17 protein-coding genes are annotated in these 22,009 nt (G+C 61.3%); 11 read left to right on the forward strand and 6 right to left on the reverse strand.

All coding sequences use genetic code 11. From position 1 onward, the window contains the following. Window positions 1-145: 145 nt before the first annotated feature. Complete coding sequence (gene mgtE, locus HFO99_RS27805; protein WP_222364882.1) at window positions 146-1,519, forward strand: magnesium transporter; 1,374 nt, start codon at window positions 146-148, stop codon at window positions 1,517-1,519. 23 nt (window positions 1,520-1,542) lie between these two features. Here mgtE and HFO99_RS27810 read toward each other — a convergent pair whose 3' ends face one another. After that, window positions 1,543-2,064 carry an Lrp/AsnC family transcriptional regulator gene (locus tag HFO99_RS27810; protein ID WP_222364884.1) on the reverse strand — a complete coding sequence of 174 codons (522 nt, stop codon included), beginning with the start codon at window positions 2,062-2,064 and terminating at the stop codon, window positions 1,543-1,545. A gap of 97 nt (window positions 2,065-2,161) precedes the next feature. Here HFO99_RS27810 and HFO99_RS27815 point away from each other — a divergent pair, with 97 nt between their 5' ends. After that, on the forward strand, window positions 2,162-3,067 hold the full coding sequence (locus tag HFO99_RS27815) for a DMT family transporter (protein WP_222364886.1): 906 nt from the start codon (window positions 2,162-2,164) through the stop codon (window positions 3,065-3,067). A 200-nt stretch (window positions 3,068-3,267) separates the two neighbouring features. Here HFO99_RS27815 and HFO99_RS27820 read toward each other — a convergent pair whose 3' ends face one another. Then, the gene (locus tag HFO99_RS27820) at window positions 3,268-3,882 is read right to left on the reverse strand and encodes a L,D-transpeptidase (protein ID WP_222364888.1); all 615 of its coding nucleotides are present in this window, start codon (window positions 3,880-3,882) and stop codon (window positions 3,268-3,270) included. Between the two features lie 135 nt (window positions 3,883-4,017). Then, a complete protein-coding gene (locus HFO99_RS27825) occupies window positions 4,018-5,682 on the reverse strand; it encodes an electron transfer flavoprotein-ubiquinone oxidoreductase (RefSeq protein ID WP_222364890.1) in 1,665 nt (554 codons plus the stop codon). 251 nt (window positions 5,683-5,933) lie between these two features. Here HFO99_RS27825 and HFO99_RS27830 point away from each other — a divergent pair, with 251 nt between their 5' ends. Then, a complete protein-coding gene (locus HFO99_RS27830) occupies window positions 5,934-6,722 on the forward strand; it encodes an SDR family oxidoreductase (RefSeq protein WP_222364892.1) in 789 nt (262 codons plus the stop codon). A 10-nt stretch (window positions 6,723-6,732) separates the two neighbouring features. Here the strand turns inward: HFO99_RS27830 and HFO99_RS27835 are convergent, their stop codons facing one another. Beyond that, entirely contained in the window at window positions 6,733-7,611 is an 879-nt protein-coding gene (locus HFO99_RS27835; RefSeq protein WP_222364894.1) for a phosphotransferase family protein, read from the reverse strand. Window positions 7,612-7,900: 289 nt separating this feature from the next. Between HFO99_RS27835 and HFO99_RS27840 the strand changes: the two genes are divergently transcribed. The 6 genes from HFO99_RS27840 (at window position 7,901) to HFO99_RS27865 (ending at window position 15,409) form a co-directional block, all read left to right on the forward strand. Beyond that, window positions 7,901-9,220 (forward strand): efflux RND transporter periplasmic adaptor subunit, encoded by a 1,320-nt coding sequence (locus HFO99_RS27840; protein ID WP_222364896.1) that lies wholly within the window; start codon window positions 7,901-7,903, stop codon window positions 9,218-9,220. After that, window positions 9,217-12,333, forward strand: coding sequence for an efflux RND transporter permease subunit (locus HFO99_RS27845; protein ID WP_222364898.1), 3,117 nt, complete (start codon window positions 9,217-9,219; stop codon window positions 12,331-12,333). The genes HFO99_RS27840 and HFO99_RS27845 overlap by 4 nt, the downstream gene beginning before the upstream one ends. Window positions 12,334-12,565: 232 nt before the next feature. Beyond that, on the forward strand, window positions 12,566-13,858 hold the full coding sequence (locus HFO99_RS27850) for an Hsp70 family protein (protein ID WP_222364900.1): 1,293 nt from the start codon (window positions 12,566-12,568) through the stop codon (window positions 13,856-13,858). A gap of 68 nt (window positions 13,859-13,926) precedes the next feature. Beyond that, entirely contained in the window at window positions 13,927-14,829 is a 903-nt protein-coding gene (locus tag HFO99_RS27855; protein ID WP_222364902.1) for a uracil-DNA glycosylase family protein, read from the forward strand. Between the two features lie 131 nt (window positions 14,830-14,960). Next, entirely contained in the window at window positions 14,961-15,152 is a 192-nt protein-coding gene (locus tag HFO99_RS27860) for a hypothetical protein (protein ID WP_003546802.1), read from the forward strand. A gap of 98 nt (window positions 15,153-15,250) precedes the next feature. Beyond that, on the forward strand, window positions 15,251-15,409 hold the full coding sequence (locus HFO99_RS27865; protein ID WP_222332848.1) for a hypothetical protein: 159 nt from the start codon (window positions 15,251-15,253) through the stop codon (window positions 15,407-15,409). A gap of 91 nt (window positions 15,410-15,500) precedes the next feature. Here HFO99_RS27865 and HFO99_RS27870 read toward each other — a convergent pair whose 3' ends face one another. Together HFO99_RS27870 and HFO99_RS27875 are read right to left on the reverse strand one after the other, a co-directional pair. After that, on the reverse strand, window positions 15,501-16,373 hold the full coding sequence (locus tag HFO99_RS27870; RefSeq protein WP_222332847.1) for a hypothetical protein: 873 nt from the start codon (window positions 16,371-16,373) through the stop codon (window positions 15,501-15,503). Window positions 16,374-16,613: 240 nt separating this feature from the next. Continuing rightward, window positions 16,614-17,552, reverse strand: a complete 939-nt coding sequence (locus tag HFO99_RS27875) for a DMT family transporter (protein ID WP_222332846.1) — start codon at window positions 17,550-17,552, stop codon at window positions 16,614-16,616. Window positions 17,553-17,896: 344 nt separating this feature from the next. On the opposite strand from HFO99_RS27875, the gene HFO99_RS33840 reads away from it, so the two are divergent. Both HFO99_RS33840 and pepN read left to right on the forward strand, forming a co-directional pair. Continuing rightward, on the forward strand, window positions 17,897-19,003 hold the full coding sequence (locus HFO99_RS33840) for a methyl-accepting chemotaxis protein (RefSeq protein WP_222364903.1): 1,107 nt from the start codon (window positions 17,897-17,899) through the stop codon (window positions 19,001-19,003). 188 nt (window positions 19,004-19,191) lie between these two features. Next, window positions 19,192-21,840, forward strand: a complete 2,649-nt coding sequence (gene pepN / locus HFO99_RS27885) for an aminopeptidase N (protein ID WP_222332844.1) — start codon at window positions 19,192-19,194, stop codon at window positions 21,838-21,840. Window positions 21,841-22,009 lie beyond the last annotated feature (169 nt).

Below are 22,009 nucleotides of genomic sequence, written 5' to 3' on the forward strand. Positions count from 1 at the left end.
CGGATTTCAACGGAGCCATCATAACGATGCCAAGCGACAGTAGCAGTCGATTGCCCTTGCCGTACGCGGCCCTCGTGCGCTGACCGACGCCTGTCGGCTCGCCCGATCGGACGCTACGGCGGATCGACGGAAAGGCGAGCCTCAAATGAATATCAATCGCTTCCCTCTTCGGGCAGGCCATGCCGCCCGTGCCTTCATCAACAACAGCCGCGGCGCAACGATCGCCGAGCGCGTCGAATCATTGAATACGCTGAGCGTCCAGGACGCCGGGCGGGTGCTGACCGGCATGCCGCTCGACTATGCGGTCAACATTCTCGACCGGCCGGAGCTTCGCAACGCCGCACAGATCCTTGCGCTGATCAGCGCCGAGGACGCCGCGCGGCTGCTGCACGGCATGTCCAACGACCGCGTCGCCGACGTGCTGCTCGAACTCGACGGCGAGACCCGCGCCCGGCTGTTCTCCAGCCTCGACGAACCGGTGCGCATCGCGATCCAGCACCTGATGGGCTATCCACCGCGCACGGCCGGCGGCATCATGACGACGGAGTTCGTCAGCGTGCCTGATAGCTGGACCGTCGCCCGCACACTCGACCATGTGCGTCAGGTCGAACGCTCGCGCGAGACCGTCTACGCCATCTATGTGCTGAACGAGGTCAGCCATGCGCTGCTGGATGTGGTGACGTTGCGTCGCCTCATCACCGGCGAGCCGGAGGCTTCAATCCTCTCGGTGGCACAGAAGGGCGCGCCGGTTTCGGCCGATCCGCTGATGAAGCAGGAGGATGTCGCTCGGCTGATCCGCAAGCACGACCTGCTCGCCCTCCCTGTCACCGACGAACATGGGCAGATGCTCGGCATCGTCACCGTTGACGACGTGATCGATACGATGATCGCAGACACGACGGAAGCGGCCCAGAAGTTCGGCGGCATGGAGGCGCTCGGCCAGCCCTACATGAAGATCAACTTCGCCGGCATGATCCGCAAGCGCGCCGGCTGGCTCGCCGCCCTGTTCCTCGGCGAGATGCTGACGGCAAGCGCCATGCAGCACTTCGAAGGCGAGTTGGAAAAGGCCGTGGTGCTGACGCTGTTCATCCCGCTGATCATGAGCTCGGGCGGCAACTCGGGTTCGCAGGCGACATCGCTGATCATCCGGGCGCTGGCACTCGGCGAGCTGAAGCTTTCGGACTGGTGGAAGGTGCTTTTGCGCGAACTGCCGACGGGCATCGTGCTCGGCGCGATCCTCGGCCTGGTCGGCTTCATCCGCATCGTCTTCTGGCAATCGGCCGGGCTCTACGATTACGGCCCGCATTGGCAGATGGTCGCCATCACGGTATTTGCCGCGCTGATCGGGATCGTCACCTTCGGCTCGATCTGCGGCTCGATGCTGCCCTTCGTGCTGCAGAAGCTCCGGCTCGATCCGGCCAGTGCCTCTGCCCCCTTCGTCGCCACGCTGGTCGACGTCACCGGGCTCGTCATCTACTTCTCGGTGGCGCTGCTCATCCTCAGCGGGACGCTGCTCTAACCCACAAGCAAACCCGAGGGGGACTATTTTCCCTCGGGCAGCTTCAGCGGCCCATGCGTCTTCATGCTGCGGATGGCGAAGTTCGAGCGGATGTCGCTGACATTCGGCAAGGTCAACAGCGTTTCCGTCAGAAGCCGTTCGTAGGCGGCGAGATCCTCCACCACCACTTCGGCGAGGAAATCGGCCGTGCCTGAAATCAGGAAGCAGGAGACGATCTCGGGGATGGCGAGCAGCGCCTTCTGCTGCGCCTCGGAATTTTCGCGGCTGTGCTGGACGACCTTGAATTCGACGAAGACGGTGAGGCCGAGACCGACCTCCTTGCGATCGATATCCGCCGTGTAGCCGCGGATGATGCCGGAGCGTTCGAGATTGCGGATGCGGCGCAGGCAGGGCGAGGGTGAAAGGTTCACCTTCTCGGCGATCTCGACATTCGTGGCCCGCGCATCCTCCTGCAGGCACTTCAGGATGGCGATATCGAATTTATCGAGATTTGGCATTTTCGCGATCTCTGTTGGCCTTGATTGGCAGAAGATTGCGCATAGCATGATTTTTGAGCTAGAGATAGCAAGGACATGCCTTGGGCTCTGGCGCTAATCTTTTCTTCAACCGTACAGGCTCCGGATGAAGGAAAGGACTAAGACGATGACCACCATTGCATTTACCAACGACAAGTCGCCATCGCAGGTACTGGGTTATGCCGGCGGCACTATTACCGTGCTGATCTGGGCGACATGGTTTCTCGTCACCCGCCACAGCGCCGCAACGCCGCTCGGCTCGATCGATATCGGGCTGATCCGCTTCGGAATTCCGGCGCTGGTGCTTTCGCCTGTCTGGCTGAAGACGGGGCTGCTGCCGAAGGGCCTGCCGCTGCACCTGCTGGCGATCATGGTGTCCGGTTCCGGCGCCGTCTTCTTCCTGCTGACCACGCTGGCAATCCACTCGACGCCGGCCGCCTCTTCGGGGATTCTGCTCGGCGGCTCGATGCCGCTCGCCGCGGCGCTGATCGGGATTGCGCTGTTTCGCGAAAGACCCGACGGCACACGCATCGCAGGGCTCGTTGCGATCGTCGCCGGTGTGCTGATCCTGCTCACGCAGAGCCTTGCGGACGCCTTGCTGCCATGGACGAGCTTCGTGCTGCTGCCGGCCGGCGCCATTCTCTGGGCAAGCTATACGCATGCCTTCCGCCGCTCCGGTCTGACCTCCGTGCAAGCGAGCGCCCTGATCGCCGTCTGGTCCTTTCTGATTATGGGCGCGCTGGCCCTCAGCTTCGGCATCTCGCTGCCGCAGGCTCCGCTTCACGAGATCGGCCTGCAGGTGCTGAGCCAGGGCGTTCTTTCCGGTCTCGTCGCCATGGTCGCCTACGGCACCGCCGTCAGAACACTCGGCGGAACACAGGCTGCCGCCTTCACGGCGCTGACGCCCGTGCTTGCAACCCTCGGCGGCGGCTTGCTGCTTGGCGAAGCTATCGGCATGACGGAAATCAGCGCCGCCGTGATCACCGGCATCGGTGTGGCGCTTTCGACGGGTATCGCCGCACCGCGCCGCTGAAATCCAACAGCAACAGCAGATGAAAGCCGCCTGCAGCCATCGCTGCGGCGACTTTTTCAATGGAGAGGGCGTCCTAGAGCAATTTCCGTTTTTCTTCGAATTACGGAAATGCTCTATCTCTTTGTTTTCACGCAATTCCGGACGGAAAACCGCTTCGCACTTTTCCTGGAATTCCTCTAGCCGAGCTTCAAACGGCCACGTCAGGCCTGGATGACGACGACCCTGGCGCCGACTTCGACGCGGCTATAGAGGTCGATCACGTCGTGGTTCATCATGCGGATACAGCCGCTCGACATTGCAAGACCGATCGATTGCGGCTGGTTGGTGCCGTGAATACGGAAATGCGTGTCGTTGCCGCCGCGGTAGAGATACATCGCCCGCGCACCGAGCGGGTTGTTCGGGCCGCCCGGCATGCCGCCGGCAAGCTTGCGATAGCGCTCTTCGCGGCGCTGCATGTTTTCCGTCGGCGTCCAACTCGGCCACTCGGCCTTGCGGCCGATATAGGCGTTACCGGCAAATGCCAGCCCCTCGCGGCCGACACCGACGCCATAACGCATCGCCCTGCCGCCGCCGAGGACGTAATAGGCGCGGCGCGCGGGTGTATCGACGATCACGGTGCCGGCAGCATGCGTGGTTTCGTAGGCCACTTCCTGGCGGCGAAGTTCCGGCTTGATCTTGTCGATCGGCACCTGCCTCAACGGGAATTTTTCATCCGGAAGTGCGGCATAATTCGTCTGGCTGTTCAGGCCGGTCGAAGAGCAGCCGGCCACGAAAAGCGGTAGAGCGATCAGGAAGCCCCGGCGCGAGATCGTCATGAATGTGTCCTTAGTGCGTCAACACGATGTCGCAAGCTAAGGAAATTATGGTTAATGAAACGCTAACAGCCTCCGGCAGGAGGCGATCACGAAGGCGTCAGCACATGAAATTGTCGGCCGCGACGATAAATCCGCTCACATATTCGGGTAGACCGGCCCCTCGCCGCCCTGCGGCGGTACCCAGTTGATGTTCTGGTTGGGATCCTTGATGTCGCAGGTCTTGCAGTGCACGCAGTTCTGGGCGTTGATGACGAAGACGTCCTTGCCGTCCTTTTCCACCCATTCATAGACGCCGGCCGGACAGTAGCGCGTCGACGGGCCGGCATAGATGTCGTGTTCCGAACTCTTCTGCAGCGCCATGTCCTTGACCTGAAGATGCACCGGCTGGTCTTCCTCGTGATTGGTGTTCGACAGGAACACCGAGGACAGCCGGTCGAAGGTCAAGACGCCATCGGGCTTCGGATAGGCGATCGGCTTGTGCTGCGAGGCCGGCTCCAGGCTCTGCGCATCGGTCTTGCCGTGTTTCAGCGTGCCGAAGAAGGAGAAACCGAGGAGCTGGTTCGTCCACATGTCGAGCCCGCCGAGCGCCACGCCGAGCGCTGTGCCGAACTTCGACCACAGCGGCTTTACGTTGCGCACGCGCTTCAAATCCTTGCCGATGTCGCCCTTGCGCCATTCGCTCTCGATCTCGGTCACTTCATCATGGCTGCGGCCGGCGGTAATCGCGGCGGCAATTTTCTCGGCCGCCAGCATGCCCGACAGCACCGCATTGTGGCTGCCCTTGATGCGCGGCACGTTGACGAGACCGGCCGAACAGCCGATCAGCGCCCCGCCGGGGAAGGAGAGCTTCGGCACCGACTGGTAGCCGCCCTCGGTAATAGCGCGAGCGCCGTAGGACAGGCGCTTGCCGCCCTCGAAGGTAGTGCGGATCGCCGGATGCGTCTTGAAGCGCTGGAATTCCTCGAAGGGATTGAGATAGGGGTTCTTGTAGTTGAGGTGGACGACGAAGCCGACGGCCACCAGATTGTCTTCCAGATGATAGAGGAAGGAGCCGCCGCCGGTCTTCATGCCGAGCGGCCAGCCGAAGGAGTGCTGCACCAGGCCCGGCCTGTGGTTCTCCGGCTTGACCTGCCAGAGTTCCTTGATGCCGATGCCGAATTTTTGCGGTTCACGATCCTTGGAAAGATCGAACTTGGCAATCAACTGCTTGGCGAGCGAGCCGCGCACGCCCTCGCCGATCAGCACGTACTTGCCGAGCAGTTCCATGCCGCGGGTATAGTTCGGACCGGGCTCGCCGTTCTTCTCGATGCCCATGTCGCCGGTGGCGACACCGATGACGGCGCCTTCGTCATTGTAGAGCACTTCGGTTGCAGCAAAGCCCGGATAGATCTCGACGCCGAGTTCTTCGGCCTTGGTCGCCAGCCAGCGACAGACGAGCCCAAGCGAGACGATGTAGTTGCCGTGGTTGTTCATCAGCGGCGGCATCAGCACATTCGGCAGGCGAACAGAGCCGGCGGGGCCGAGCAGCAGGAAGTGATCGGCGGTAACTTCGGTCTTGAACGGGTGGTCGGCTTCGTCGCGCCAGCCGGGCAACAGCCGGTCGATACCGATTGGATCGACGACGGCGCCAGAGAGGATATGCGCCCCGACTTCGGCACCCTTCTCCAGCACGACGACGGAGAGTTCCGGATTGACCTGCTTCAACCGGATCGCCGCCGCAAGACCGGCAGGACCTGCGCCGACGATCACCACGTCGAATTCCATGCTCTCGCGTTCTGGCAGCTCAGTCGTCTCGGTCATTCACTCGTCTCCGCTTGGCGGCACGCGGCCGTCATCCCGTCATGGCACTTTCTTGTCAAAACGAGAAAGCATTGTCGAGCCGGGATACGACAGCCAATCTTCCAATTCGCACAATGATGACGCCTCGTGAGGCAGAATTACATAACGCTTACGTCAACATCAATTATCAAACGTCCCCAGTCCGGTCACATCCCCTTTCCTTTTTCGCCGCTTGCGTCTTATACATCGCTCGAAGCTATCGGAGGACAATCATGGATCTCGGCATCAAGGGCAAACGGGCACTCGTCCTCGCCTCCTCGCGCGGCCTCGGCCTCGGCATCGCCGTGGCGCTGGCGCGGGAGGGCGCAAACGTGCTGCTCTGCGGGCGCAGCGGCGAACAGCTGGAGGCCAATTGCAAGGCGATCAATGGCGAAGGGAAAGGCCGGGCCGACTGGATCTGGGCCGATCTCGGGGACGAACGCTTCGTCGAGATGACGACGACGGCGGTGAAGGGGAAGTTGGGCGGGCTCGATATCCTCGTCAACAATACCGGCGGGCCGACGCCCGGCACCACGGAGGAGATGACGGGCGAAAAGCTCGAAAGCTATTTCCTCTCAATGGTCGCGCGGGTGATCACGCTCACCAATGCGCTGCTGCCCGGCATGAAGGCGCAGGGCTGGGGCCGCATTCTCACGGTTGCCTCATCCGGCGTGATCGAACCGATCGCCAACCTGGCGCTGTCGAATACGCTGCGCCCGGCCCTTGCCGGCTGGAGCAAGACGCTTGCCTCCGAAGTGGCGGGCTTCGGCGTCACCACCAACCTGCTCTTGCCCGGCAGCATCCTGACGGCGCGGCTCGACGATCTCGACGGAGCGGCGGCTAAGCGGACCGGCAAGAGCCTCGAGGAGATCCGTACCGACAAGGAAGCGCGCATTCCGGTCGGCCGCTACGGCAAGGTCGAGGAATTTGCCGCAACGGCTGCCTTCCTGTGCAGCCAACCGGCAAGCTACATCACCGGCTCGCTCATCCGCTGCGACGGCGGCGCGGCACGATCCGTCTGACCATTCCCTCTCAGCCGACGCGGGCCGCCGTCGCCCATGTCGCCACACTTCGGATCATCTGTTCGACGTTCGCCGGATCGTCCGCAAGTTCGGCGAGCTCGGACAGACGATGGAAGCCGGTCAGGATCGCAACGCGGCGCCGGTCGAGCCTGCGTCCGGTCAGCATTTCATAGGCCGATATGATGCGCGCGGTCAGATCGGGCGAGATGAAGTTCGAGTAGATGAATTCCTGGTGCAGCGGGCCGAAGCCTGAATCGGCGAAATCATAGATGCCGTTCAGCCTCCTTTGCGCATGGTCGAAGGCCATGTTCCAGCCATGACCGTCGAAGAAGCCGTAGATGTTGCCGTAGGGGTCGGGCGGCAAGGCTTCGAAATCCGAAATAATGGCCTGCGCAAAACTCCTGATGTCAGGCGGCAGCAGCGGCAAAGCCTTGGTTCGTACCGTCTCGGGCGATTGCCATGGCTGGATAGCCCCGGCACCAGCCGACCGCATGCGATCGGCATCGAGCACATGCAGCTCGGCGTAAAAACGCGCGAGATCTTCCGCGAGGTGCTGACGATCGCCTTCGCCAAGCGCATCGTAATCTTCGGCAATGAGATGTTCGCCGTCGAGCTTGGCATGGCTGGAGAAGATCGGCGGCCCGTCGTGAATGCGCATGTCGGGAACCGCCATCGACAGGGACGGCCGAACGACATCGAGCAAGGCGGCTTCCTTCACAAGCGCTCTTTCCGCACTCGAATCGCGGGGAAACTTGAAGATCAACGTGTCATCGACGTCGACGGCAAGCGAATCCCAGCCCTTCGCCGCCAGCTTGAAGACGGAGGCCGTGAGTTCAGGAAATATGCTTGTTATGAGAGAGCGAAACTCGCTGGCGTCCAACTCGGTCATGACGACCTGCCTTCTCTGGTTTTTCCGCGTTCTTCCCGCGCGATGGACGGCATACGGGTCGGCATCGTTGCCGGGCGAACCACCCTCGCCGCCGCCGTCGGACGGCATCGGATTACACTGGCTCTATATTAGTATAGTTTGAATATTACGGAATATTCATTACAAAATTTTAAGCCGTTATAACCACTTAGTGATCGCGCACCGGGAATTATGTCTTTTTTGCGCCGCAATATAAGCAGCTCAATCAGAGCATAAAATTTGCAACCTTGCTCAAGACCGGTTCTCGCTCATGAAGAAATTTTGGATCACCGTCAGCGTTATCGCAATTGCCGCCATCGGCGTCTGGCAATTCGGGAATATGATCCCTTATGCCTCCCGAATTCCTTACATCTCGCAGCTCATCAAGCAGCCGGCCGGCGGCAATGGCGGCGGGCAGCAGGCACAGGCCGATCAGCAGGCCAATCAGGCGCAAGCCAATCAGGGGCAGGAAGTTGGCCAACATCAGGGCGGCGGGCGCAGACGCGGCGGCGGCCCAACCGTCGTCAAGACCATCGCAGCCGTGAAAACGACGCTGCCGATGGATGTGACGGCGACCGGCTGGGCCGATGCCGATGACAATACGACCATTGCCGCACAGGAACAGGGCCTGATCGTCAGCATCGATGCGCAGGATGGGGCGACTGTGAAAGCCGGCGACCTGATCGCCAAGCTGGACGACCGGACGGCCAAGGCGACCGTCGACAAGGACAACGCGATGATCGTGCGCGACACGGCAACGCTTTCGGAGGCCGAAACCGCACTGACCCGCGCGCAGGACCTCTTCGACCAGAAGGCCGGCACCCAGCAGAGCCTCGACCAGGCGGTCGCCGCCCGCGATACCGCTGCAGCCACTGTTGACGCCGACAAGGCGTCGCTTGCCTCCGATCAGATCTTACTCGAGCACACCGACATCCGCGCGCCCTTCGACGGCCGGCTCGGCGATATCGCTGTCAGCAAGGGTGCATTCCTCAGTGCCGGTGCGGCAATCGTCACCATTGCCAAATACGATCCGATCTATGTGAAATTCCACCTGCAGGAGCGCTATCTGCGTGAGCTGAAGATTGCTTTGGCAAGCGGCCCGGTCGCGGTCAGCACGGCTCCCAATTCCACCAAGGGCAAAGTCCGAAAGGGCGAGATCAGCTTCTACGACAATACGGTCGATACGGCCTCGGGCACGATCCTCGCCAAGGCGAAATTCGAAAATGCCTCCGGCGCGCTCTGGCCCGGCCAGTCGGTCAACATCGTCGTGCATTTCAACAATGACGAACAGCAGGTGGTGGTGCCGACGGTTGCCGTCAGCCCCGGCCCGGAGGGTTTCTTCGCCTTCGTCGCCAAAGACGGCAAATCGCATCTGACGCCGGTCACCGTTGCCCGCGCAAATGGCGGCTTCACCGCCATAGAATCGGGTCTTCAGGCAGGCGATCACGTCGTCGTCGAGGGCCAGGGCGAGCTCAGCGACCAGCAGGCGATCAACGAGCAGTTCGACGAAAAGACGCTTGATGTCGCCTCCGCCGAAGAGCCTCGGCAGCAGCAGCCGTCCGAGACGATCGCGGTGGGAGCTCAGCAATGATCCCCAATTTCTGCATCCAGCGCCCCGTCGCAACGACGCTGCTTGCCATCGGCGTCATTCTGGCCGGTCTTGCCGGTTACCAGCTCGTGCCGGTCGCGGCCCTGCCGCAGGTCGATTTTCCCACCATCAACGTTTCGGCGCAGTTGAGCGGCGCCTCGCCGCAGACGATGGCGACCTCGGTTTCGACACCGCTGATCAAGCAGTTCGAGACCATTCCCGGGATCACCGAAATCAGCGCCTCCAGTTCGCTCGGCAGCACCAGCATCGTGCTGCAGTTCGACCTCAGTCGTAATATCGATGCGGCCGCAGCCGACGTGCAGGCGGCGATTTCGCATGCCACCCGGCAACTGCCCGACAATCTGACGACTCCGCCGAGTTATCGCAAGACGAACCCGGCCGATGCGCCTGTGATGCTGCTCTCGGTGCAGAGCAACACCATGCCGCGCAGCAAGCTTGACGACATCGCCGAGAACATCATCACGCCGTCGCTTTCCACACTTCCCGGCGTTGCCCAGGTCAGCGTCTACGGTGCGCAGACCTATGCCGTGCGCGTCGAGGTCGATCCCAACAAGCTTTTGACCCGCGGCATCGGCATCGACACCGTCAACAAGGCGCTTGCTGCCGCCAACAGCCAGCAGCCCGTGGGAACGCTGCAGAATAATTCGCAGAGCATGACGATCACGGCGAACACGCAACGCACTAGCGCCGAACAATTCCGTTCGCTGGTCATTGCCAATCCGAACGGCGCGCCGATCCACCTCGGCGATATTGCCGATGTGCAGGACAGTGTCGAGAACCAATATACCGGCAGCTGGTACGACGGCCAGCGCGGCATCATCCTCGCCATCCAGCGTCAACCAGATGCCAACACGGTCGACGTCGTCGATGCGATCAACGCCAAGCTGCCGCAGCTTCACGCCGAAATCCCGCCCTCCGTCAACACGGTCGTCATGAATGACGCCGCAAAACCCATACGCGCCGCCATCGCCGACGTGAAGTTCACGCTGCTGCTGACGATCGGCCTCGTCGTTCTCGTCATCTACCTCTTCACCGGCCATGCCACAGCAACTATCATCCCGGGGCTCGCCGTTCCGCTGTCGCTGATCTCGACTTTCGGCATGATGTATGTGCTGGGCTACAGCATCGACAACATCTCGCTGCTCGGGCTGACGCTCGCGGTGGGGCTCGTGGTGGACGACGCGATCGTCATGCTCGAGAACATCCTGCGCCATGTCGAGGAAGGCATGCCGGTGCGTGAAGCGGCGATCAAGGGTGCGGGCGAAGTCAGCTACACCATCATTTCCATGTCGGTCTCGCTGATTGCGGTGTTCATCCCAATCCTGCTGATGGGCGGCGTCGTCGGCCGCGTGTTCAACGAATTCGGCATGGTGGTTGCCATTGCCATCATCTCCTCGGCCATCGTCTCGCTAACCGTGACGCCGATGCTCGCCTCACGTCTGTCCAACCACCAGAGCCGCCCGCCGCTCCTCATCCGTATCTTCGATGCCGGCTTCGAACGGACGCTGCGCGGCTATGACAGGGCTGTCGGCTGGTGCCTTCAGCATCGCCTGACGATCCTCGGGGTTTTCCTCGGCTCGGTGGCGCTGACCGTCTATTTCTTCATGGCGCTGCCGACGAGCTTCTTCCCGCAGGAAGATATCGGCCGGCTGACGATCAGCACGCAGGCCCGGCAGGACATTTCCTATTCCGCCATGGAAGCGCTGCAACAGCAGGCGGCAGCCGCCGTCAAGGCGAACCCGGCGGTCAGCCATGTGATGTCGACGATCGGCGGCAATCCCAACAAGCCACAGAACAACGGCTCGATGTTCGTCGAACTCAAGGACAAGAAAGAGCGTCCGCCGCTAGATCAGACGCTGCGCGAGCTGCGCACGGCGATCAACAAGATCCCTGGATTGCAGGCCTTCGTAACGCCGAACCAGAGCCTGCGCTTCGGCGGCCGCCAGACGGCCAGCCAATATCAGCTGGTGGTGCAGGCGCTGAGCGCGGATCAGACCAACCTGTGGGCCGGCAAGATCCAGGCGGCGATGCGCAAGGATCGCCTGTTCACCGACGTGACGTCGGACGCCCAGAACAACGCCCTGCAGGCCAACATCGTCATCGATACCGAGCGGGCAGCCGCCTACGGGATTGACAACGACATGCTGCGCACGACGCTGCAGGAATCCTTCAGCGGATATGCAGCGGCGGAAATCCAGTCGACCGGCGACAGCTACGACGTCATCGTCGAATATGACACGAGCAAACCCTGGGATGACCAGAAGCTCTCGGAAATCCGTGTCGCCTCGGCCAATGGCAGCCTGGTGCCTCTTTCAAACTTCGCGCATGTCGAGCGCACGGTCGGCCCTGTGACAATCAACCAGACGGGCCAGCTGGTCTCGACCACCGTTTCCTTCAACCTGCCGGAAGGCGTCTCGCTCAGCGACGCGACTGCGGCAATCGACCAGATCAAGACGGAAATGAGCATGCCGGCCGACGTCTTCACCTCCTATGGCGGTACAGCTGAGATTTTCGAGCAGTCTCAGGGCAATACGCCATACCTGATCCTGGCGGCGGTGCTGACCATCTATGTCGTGCTCGGCGTGCTCTACGAGAGCTTCATCCACCCGCTCACCATTCTCTCCGGCCTGCCTGCGGCGGCATTCGGTGCGCTGCTGGCATTGAAGATCATGGGCTTCGACCTGTCGATCATCGCCCTCATCGGACTCTTGATGCTGATCGGCATCGTCAAGAAGAACGCGATCATGATGCTCGACGTGGCGGTGGAGACCATGCGCACGACCGGCGAAAAGGCGACGGTGGCGATCCACGAGGCCTGCGTGCGACGCTTCCGGCCGATCATGATGACGACCTTCTGCGCCCTGCTCGGCGCCCTGCCGATCGCACTCGGCACCGGAGCAAGTTCAGAACTGCGCCAGCCGCTCGGCATCGCCGTCGTCGGCGGCCTGATCGTCTCGCAGATGCTGACGCTCTTCATCACCCCGGTCATCTTCGTCGAGATGGACCGCTTCGGAAACTTCCTCGGCCGCCTGATCGGCCACAAGAAGGTCGAGGAGCCGGCGCTGGAAGAGGCAAGGGCGATGGCCGCCGAGTAAAGGGCGCCTGCAAGCCACGGCATTGCCGATTTACCTTTCGACCCCTCTTCTCGCCGGCGAAGGAAGAGGGAAACAGCAGCGTGTCTGCGCGGCATAGGAGCCTTCAATCCCCCTTGAATGTATCACGCCCCTGTGGCATCACCCGCCCTCCTGATTCTGGGCGCGCTCCTGCGCGCCCTTTTGCGGAGCGATGCTCCGTCTCCAATAACAATCGGCATGAAGAGGTGCGGGCATGGCTCAGGCGCTGGGTTTCGACTTCGGCACGACGAATACGGTTCTCGCCATGGCGGATGGCGGGGCGACGCGCTCGATGGCGTTCACGAGCACGCAGGGTACGGCAGACAGCATGCGCACGGCGCTTTCCTTCATGAAGGATGCCCAGCTCGGCGCTTCGGCGCTGAAGGTGGAAGCGGGCCATGCGGCGATCCGCCAATTCATCGACAATCCTGGCGAATGCCGCTTTCTGCAGTCGATCAAGACCTTTGCCGCCAGTGCGCTGTTCCAGGGCACGCTGATCTTCGCCAAGCGGCATAATTTTGAGGATCTGATGGAGATCTTCGTGCGGCGGCTGCGCAACTATGCCGGCGACAACTGGCCTGCGGATGTCGGTCGCATCGTCACCGGCCGGCCGGTGCATTTTGCCGGCGCCAGCCCCGATCCGGCGCTGGCGACCGAGCGCTACAACGCGGCGCTGTCGCGCTTCGGCTTTCCCGAAATCCACTATGTTTACGAGCCGGTCGCCGCCGCCTTCTATTTCGCGCAGAACCTGAAGCAGGATGCCACCGTGCTGGTCGCGGATTTCGGCGGCGGCACGACCGACTATTCGCTGATCCGCTTCGAGACCGTCGCCGGCAGGCTGACGGCAACGCCGATCGGCCATTCCGGCGTCGGCGTCGCCGGCGACCATTTCGACTACAGGATGATCGACAACATCGTCGCGCCGCTGATCGGCAAGGGCAGCCATTTCAAAAGCTTCGACAAGATCCTCGAAGTGCCGTCCAACTACTATTCCAGCTTCGGCCGCTGGAACCAGCTGTCGATCTTCAAAACGACGCGCGAATTCGAGGATCTGAAGAAGCTGGTGCGCACCAGCCTGGAGCCGGAAAAGCTCGAAATCTTCATCGACCTCATCGATCATGACGAGGGCTACCCGCTTTATCAGGCTGTGTCGGCGACGAAGATGGCGCTGTCGACCTCGGAGGAAGCGCCTTTCGATTTCGCGCCGCTCGGTCGCGGCGGACATCGCAGCATCAAGCGGAGCGACTTCGAAGGCTGGATCGCCGATGATCTTGCCCGTATCGAAGGCGCGCTCGACGACGTGCTCGACAAGACCGAGACGAAGCCTGCGGAGATCGACAAGGTGTTCTTGACCGGCGGCACCTCCTTCGTGCCGGCAGTGCGCCGCATCTTCACCGAACGCTTCGAGCACGACCGGATCGAAAGCGGCGGCGAACTGTTGTCGATCGCCCATGGTCTGGCGCTGATCGGCGAACGCGACGACATCGCGCAATGGACTGTGCAGTAGCGCAGACAAGGGCGCGCAATCTGCCGCCCGCCCTTTCAATGCCCCTGTCACTCCGATAGACTTGCCGCATGATCTCCGCCAACGACCTTTCCCCCGCCGAGCTTGCAGCACTTCTGCATTTCCATGCGGATGCCGGGGTGGAATGGCTGCTGGAGGAAGAGGCGATCGACCGCTTCGCCGAGTTCGAGGCGATGAAGGCCGCCCGCCGCCCGGCGGCGGCGCAGGCGCAGCAGCAACATCCTGCCGCTGGGGAGCGCCCTGCCCCAGGTCAGGCACCGCCGCGTCCGAATGCAGCGACGCGCCCAGCACCTGCCGAACGTGCAGCGTCCGGCCCGCAACCTGCGATCCCGGACGGAGAGGCGGTGCAACAGGCGCGCTTCGTCGCCGAAACCGCGCGATCGCTTGTCGAACTCAAGACCGCGATCGAAGCCTTCAGCAGCTGCAACCTCAAGCACAGCGCCCGCTCGACCATCTTTGCCAGCGGCGATGCCGAAAGCGGGATCATGGTGATCGGCTCGGCGCCGAGCGCCGAAGACGATCGCGAGGGCATGCCCTTCTCGGGGAAATCCGGCCAGCTGTTCGACAAGATGCTGGCGGCGATCGGGCTGAAGCGCTCAGCCATTCTGCTGACGCAGGTCATCCCCTGGCGCCCGCCTGGCAATCGTGCGCCCTCGGCGGCGGAAATGGACATCTGCCGACCCTTCATCGAGCGACAGATCGCGCTTGCCGAACCCAAGGCGATCCTGCTGCTCGGCAATTTTTCGGCGCGTTTTTTCTTCGGCGAAAACGATACGATTCACGGCCTGCGCGGCCGTTGGAAGGAGATTGCCGTTGCGGACTGTGTCATTCCTGCCATAGCCAGCCTGCATCCGCAGGATCTGTTAACCGCACCTGTAAACAAGCGGCTGGCCTGGAACGACTTGCTCGCCTTTCAAGCGAAGCTTAAGTCCCTCTCTTTGCTTACAAATTAGCCAAAGTTGAATAATTTGTGAATCAATCCATGCGTTTATCGCATGGCTGCCTCCCGTCGTGATGCATTGCGGAATCTATGCTGCATTGCAATATGAAGTGTGTCTTGGGAGGAATCACAGGAACCAAGGCCATGAACAAGCGATTTCGTCCTATCCATAGCGGGTTTGAAACCCTTCGCCTCGCCGGCGACCAGGTTCGTTCCACTCAAGGCTACAGCCGTTTCGGCTTTGCCACGAACGAACAGATGATTGCCCGCGGCACCGGCATCAACAGCCGCACGGCGCGCCCGAACGCCATTTTTTCGGACTTCCAGCAATATTGAGCAGAGACTCAAAGTGTTGCAGCGTCCTTTGCGCGCCTGAAAAGACGCGCGGCGCTGCCGGCGCTTAGCCTGCCCTTTCGTGTCAAGAGTACCCCAACATGTCGACGATCCTGATATCGCTTCTGCGCAACATCGAAACATTCGAGCATATCCGCGTTGCCGTCTGCGCCGCGCGGGAATATGAGCGCGAACTTTCGATCAAGCCGGCCGATGCCGGATCCCGCATTGGCGCAGGTACAGCGGCGATCGTTCTCTAGAACATTTCCGAGTCATGGAAATGCTCTATCTCGTTGTTTTCACGCATTCCGGACGCAAAACCGCTGCGCACTTTTGCTGGAAGTGCTCTGGTCAGATGGCCATTTCCTCGATCTGGGCTTTCGCCCATTCGAAGGCTTCGTCGACATAGGCGAACTTGACCGCCTGCCAGGCGCAATATTCCTCGACGAAATTCCGCGATATCCAAAGATGCGTCTTGCGCGGCTCGTCATACCAGCCGACGCAGCCGCGTTGCGCCGCCTTTGCCAACAGACGCTGCAGATGGGTGCGCGACATCATGAAATCGGCGGCGAGCGCACGGGTTTCGACGCGGCCGACCGACAATCTCCTCGGCTCGCTGCCTTCCATATCCATCCGGGCGATGAAATTGTCTACGACGAGGCCGCCGGCTTCCGTCCAGAGGAACAGCGCCACCTGTTCCGGCGGTTCGCGCCAGGCGGCATCTTCGAGGCAATGGCGGGCGATGCGCGGCTGAATGAGCCGCATCAGTGATGGATTTGCCTGGAAAAAGGCTGCCCTTTGACCGCCGTCGAGCAGGTCGAGCGCACCGAGATTGGAGAAAAGCCAGGCAAACATCCCCTGATGGCTGACATCGGCCGGTTCGAAATGACGTGGCCGCCGCCGCTCGTCGCCGGGCGTGTGGGTTATGAAGCGGTAGGTATAGAGTTCTTCGATGAAGGCGAGCACCGTGTTGCGGCTCGCCACCTTGTGCGCGGTTATGCGCCCGGTCAGCCGCACGGCCGTGAAACCCGAGGTCGGGTCGCGCGGATCATATTCCAGGTGGAGGGCATAGGCAGTCTGGGTCAGAACCCAGCGTTGATGAGAAGCGAGCAATCGCGCCAGCCGCGGACCGGCATCGAACATGCCGCGCATCTGCCCAGCCAAAAAGCGAATGCTCATCAGAAAGGAAGAGCTCCCCACCAATTGCTCCGCTGTGAATGCCATTATGCTTTTCTCCACCCCCCGCTCGCCAGCGTTCGGAGCAACGACACCCGAGAGCGCCTCCGGCATCAGCGGCCATTCAGACATGCACAGCTTGGAATAAATGATACTCTCTCATCTTCAACAATCATATTCCACAGGCCGACGGTATCCCAAGAATTCACCACTCTTTTCCCTCCTTGAGAGCAAGTTTCAAGCCACCGCAATCTTCGCGTTAAGACCGATATCGCGCGCTGGCGGGCGTCAGGCCTGCGGCGTCGTGGCCTTGCGCGCCTCTCTCTGTTCGATGCCCAGCTGATGCTCGCGATAAATGATGAAGATGCCAGCGGCGACGACGATGGCGGTGCCAATCAGCATGGTCACGCTCGGCACATCGCCGAAGACGAAGTAGGCGACGATGCCGCCGAGCAGGATCGAGGTATATTCGAACGGCGCGATGGTGGAGACATCGGCATGGCGGTAACTTTCCGTCAACAGGATCTGCGCGACGCCGCCGCAAAAACCGGCGGCGATCAGATAGAGCGCTATCGGCCATGGCAGGATGAGCCAGCCGAAGGGAACAGAAGCCAGCGAGAAGACCGAGGCGGTGATCGAGAAATACAGCACGATCGTCGCCGTCTTCTCCTCTTCGACGAGGCGGCGTACCTGGATCATCGCCATACCGCCGAGAACAGCCGAGAACAGCACGCAGAGCGCGCCTACGGCCTGTTCGGCTTCCATGCCGCCGTCGCGAAACAGCGTGAGTTTCGGCCAGGAAACGATGGCGACGCCGACAATACCGACCAAGACGGCGCTCCAGCGATAGATGCGCACGGTCTCGCCGAGGAAAACGGCAGCGAAGATGACGGCGACGAGCGGCAACGCGTAGCCAAGCGCGATCGCCTCCGGCAGCGGAAGATGCAGGAGGCCGTAGAAACCGAAAGCCATCGACAAGATGCCGATCGTGCCGCGCTTGAGGTGACCGATTGGATTGGCGGTGTAGAAGGCGGCGCGCAGCTGCCTGTTATAGGCCAGATAGGCCATGATCGGGAAAAGCGCGAAGAAGGACCTGCAGAAGGTGACCTGACCCGGCGGGATGTCTGAGCCGGCCAGCTTGATGAAGGTCTGCATGGCCAGGAAGACCACGACCGACGAGACTTTCAGCGCAATGCCTCTCATCGGGTTTCTGAGAACCGAGTGCATGATCCTGGCTCTTGATACTGACTTAACTGGAACGGGGGGACGCGTTCGACTCGGGAACGCAACGGGTGACGTCCTCCATCGTATCGAAAGAAAAACCGATTGGCGAAAAAATCGTGAGCAAGGCGGGAGAATCGAAAATCGCCTTTCAGCCGCAGGCTCAATCGTGCCGTATCTGCGCCACAGCTCCGAAATCACCCTCTTTTCAGCCATTCCCCCTAAAATGTTCACCTCTGACTGTTCGACGTTAACCAATTGAAAACCATGGGCAAGCATCGTTTTATCGCTGATCTCTATATTTTCTTCACCACACAAACTATTGCCCGCTCCTTCCAGGATCATGTTTGATGAAGTCGCTTAGCGCCGAAACCATTGCCCAGTCGCAGAATGCGACACCGCGGTCCATGCGCGTCGTCACCGACGGCATCAGCACCGACCTCGAGCGCTTCAGCGCCGACAACACCCATATCGTCAAGCAGATCAAGCTGCTGGCGATCAATGCGCTGATCGAGGCGGCCAGAGCCGGCGAGACCGGAAAGGGCTTTGCCGTCGTTGCCAACGAAGTGCAGCGACTGGCGCAGATTGCAACCGACATAACCGGCAGGTTCGAGAGCAACGTGCTCGGCCGCATCGGCCTCAGCCGCGCCATGGCCGATTCGCTGGTCGAGGAGATGGAGGGCGTTCGCCTCACCGATCTGGCGCAGACGCTGGTGCAGCTCATCGTCCGCAATCTCTTCGAGCGCACGGCCGATGTGCGCTGGTGGGCGACGGACCCGTCACTCTGGCAGGCGCTGCAGAACCCGAGTCGGGAAACCGCCGCCTTTGCAGCGGAGCGTCTCGGCGCCATCAACCGCTTCTACACCGTCTATCTCGATCTCGTCATGACCGATCTCTCGGGCAAAGTGGTCGCATCCGCCAATCCCAAGTTCCAGCGCAAGATCGTAGGCACGAGCCTTGCCAGCGATCCGTGGTTCCGCGCAGCGTCGGCCTGCTCCTCCGGCGACGCCTATATCGTCGACGACGTCAAAGGGAGCCCGCTGCACGATAACAGGCATGCGCTCGTTTATGCCACAGGCATCCGCGAAGAGGGCAAGCTCGACGGGCGGCTGGTCGGCACGCTCGGCGTCTATTTCGACTGGCAGAACCAAGGCCAGGCGATCGTCGAGAAAGAGGCGAACCTGCCGCCGCAGCTGGCGGAAAGAACGACAGTCATGCTGCTCGACGGGAAGAGCCGGGTCATCGCCACCACCAATCCCGCCTTGCTCTTTTCCCATTTCGCGCTCGCCAATCCGTCCGGTCAGGGCAAAGGCAGCTACTACGACAATAACGGCTCGATCGTCGCCTTCGCGCGCACTCTCGGCTACGAGGATTACGACGGGCTCGGCTGGTATGGAGTCGTCGTGCAGCAGACGGAAAACGACGCGACGATCAAGGCCGCTCTCAACCTGAAGTAGCGCCCATCTCGCGCCAGCGGCGTTCATCCATGTCCAATAAGATATTTTGCCCGCGAACTTGGTGTTCGCGGGCAATTTGCTTTAAGTTTAGTTCAGACTTTAATGTAATCATCCCCGGCAAAATTTATGGCAGAGTGCGCCCGCCTCTGTATTCCGCGGTTATCAAATAACGGTCTTCAGGAAACACCATGCGAACAGATACCGGCCAGGTCATTCATCTGGCAGATTACCGTCCCACCGACTTCGTGCTGGAACGTGTGGACCTGACCTTCGAACTCGACCCGACGGAGACAAAGGTCGAGGCGCGTCTGATCTTTCATCGTCGCACGGGTACCGATCCGGCAGCGCCGATCGTTCTCGACGGCGACGAACTGACGCTGTCGGGGCTGCTGTTAGACCAAGTGGAACTGGACCCCTCGCGTTACGACGCAACACCGGAAAGCCTGACAGTGCGCGACCTGCCGGAGAGCGCACCCTTCGAGTTGACGATCACCACGATTATCAACCCCGAGGCCAATACCAAACTGATGGGCCTCTACCGCACCGGCGACATCTACTGCACGCAGTGCGAGGCGGAGGGCTTCCGCCGCATCACCTATTTCCCGGACCGGCCCGACGTGCTTGCGCCCTTCACGGTCAACATCATCGCCGACAAGGACATCAACCCGCTGCTTTTGTCGAACGGCAACTTCCTCGGCGGCGCCGGCTATGGCCCCGGCAAACATTTCGCCGCCTGGTTCGACCCACATCCGAAGCCCAGCTACCTCTTCGCGCTCGTCGCCGGCGACCTCGGCGTCGTCGAAGACACGTTCACGACCATGTCCGGCCGCGAGGTGGTGCTGAAAATCTATGTCGAGCACGGCAAGGAACCGCGCGCAGCCTATGCCATGGACGCGCTGAAACGCTCGATGAAATGGGACGAAGAGAGGTTTGGACGCGAATACGATCTCGATATTTTCATGATCGTCGCCGTCTCCGACTTCAACATGGGCGCAATGGAGAACAAGGGCCTCAACGTCTTCAATGACAAATACGTCCTTGCAGATCCGGAAATCGCGACCGATGCCGACTATGCCAATATCGAAGCGATCATCGCGCATGAATATTTCCACAACTGGACCGGCAACCGCATCACCTGCCGCGACTGGTTCCAGCTGTGCCTCAAGGAAGGGCTGACGGTCTATCGCGACCACGAATTCTCTTCCGACCAGCGCTCGCGCGCCGTCAAACGCATTGCCGAAGTGCGCCACCTGAAATCGGAGCAGTTCCCGGAAGACGGCGGCCCGCTCTCCCATCCGGTGCGGCCGACGAAATATCGCGAGATCAATAATTTCTACACGACGACCGTCTACGAAAAGGGCAGCGAAGTCACGCGCATGATCGCGACGCTGCTCGGCAAGGACGGCTTCAAGAAGGGCATGGACCTCTATTTCGACCGCCATGACGGCCAGGCCGTGACGATCGAGGATTTCGTCAAATGCTTCGAGGATGCAAGCGGGCGCGATTTGACGCAATTCTCGCTCTGGTACCATCAGGCCGGCACGCCGCTCGTCACCGCATCGGGCAGCTATGATGCGGCGGCCGGCAGCTTCACCCTGTCGCTTGAACAGATGATCCCGGCAACGCCCGGCCAGCCGAGCAAGGAGCCGATGCATATTCCGCTCAGCCTCGCGCTGTTTGGCGAAAACGGCGGCAAGATCGAGCCGACCTCGGTCGACGGCGCGGAATATATCGGCGAGGTGCTGCATCTCACAGGCCGCACCCAGACGGCGATCTTCCATGGCATTGGCTCGCGGCCGGTCGTTTCGATCAACCGCGGCTTCTCCGCGCCGATCAATCTGCATTTCGATCAGAGCCCGGCCGATCTCGCTCTTCTCGCCCGCTATGAGACCAATCACTTCGCCCGCTGGCAGGCGCTGACCGATCTGGCGCTGCCGAACCTCTTGAAAGCTGCACGCGACGCCCGCGAGGGCAAGCCTGTCGTCTGCGAGGCGACCTTCATCGAGACGCTGATCGCAGCCGCCGCCGACGAGGCCCTCGAGCCTGCCTTCCGTGCCCAGGCGCTGGCTTTGCCGAGTGAATCCGATATCGCCCGCGAACTTGGCGGCAACAACGATCCCGATGCCATCCATGCTGGCCGGCAGGCGATCCTGAAACAGATAGCCGATGTCGGAAACGATGTCTTTGCCGGCCTCTACGCAGCGATGACGACATCAGGCGATTTCAGCCCCGATGCGAACAGCGCCGGACTGCGCGCACTGCGCAATACCGCCCTCACCTACCTCTCGCATGCCGAGCAGACGCCGGCCCGCGCCAAGGCCGCCTTCGATGCGGCCAACAACATGACCGATCTCAGCCATGCGCTGACGATCCTCGCCCATCGTTTCCCCGACAGCGCAGAGACCAGCGAAGCGCTGGCAAGCTTCCGCGACCGATTCGCGGAAAATGCGCTCGTCATCGACAAATGGTTCGCGATCCAGGCCGGTATTCCGGGTCCCAAAACCCTGGAACGGATCCGCGCCCTGATGGATAATCCGCTCTTCAAGCGGACCAATCCGAACCGGATGCGGGCACTGGTCGGCACCTTCGCCTTTGCCAATCCGACCGGCTTCGGCCGCGCCGACGGTGAAGGCTACCGCTTCCTCGCCGGTCAGATTCTCGATATCGACGAGCGCAACCCGCAGCTTGCCGCCCGCATTCTCACCTCGATGCGCTCCTGGCGGTCGCTCGAACCGACACGTGCCGATCACGCCCGCTCGGCGCTGATCGAGATCGAGCGGGCCGCCGATCTTTCGACCGACGTGCGCGATATCGTCGAGCGCACGCTTAAAGGGTAATTTGATTCGACCGGCCGCGCCGAAAAAATCGGCGGCCGGTCGCCCAGCGCCTCGAATCACCTGGAAAAACCCGAAATTATAAATAGTTAACGGATTTTTACCTTTGCCTCTGGACAAGGCGAATCACCCATGATTCTCTAGGTCAGGTTCGAGCGAGCGGCGCGCGAAT

It is taken from the genome of Rhizobium leguminosarum (assembly GCF_019798305.1).
In the GTDB taxonomy this organism is placed as follows: domain Bacteria; phylum Pseudomonadota; class Alphaproteobacteria; order Rhizobiales; family Rhizobiaceae; genus Rhizobium; species Rhizobium leguminosarum_U.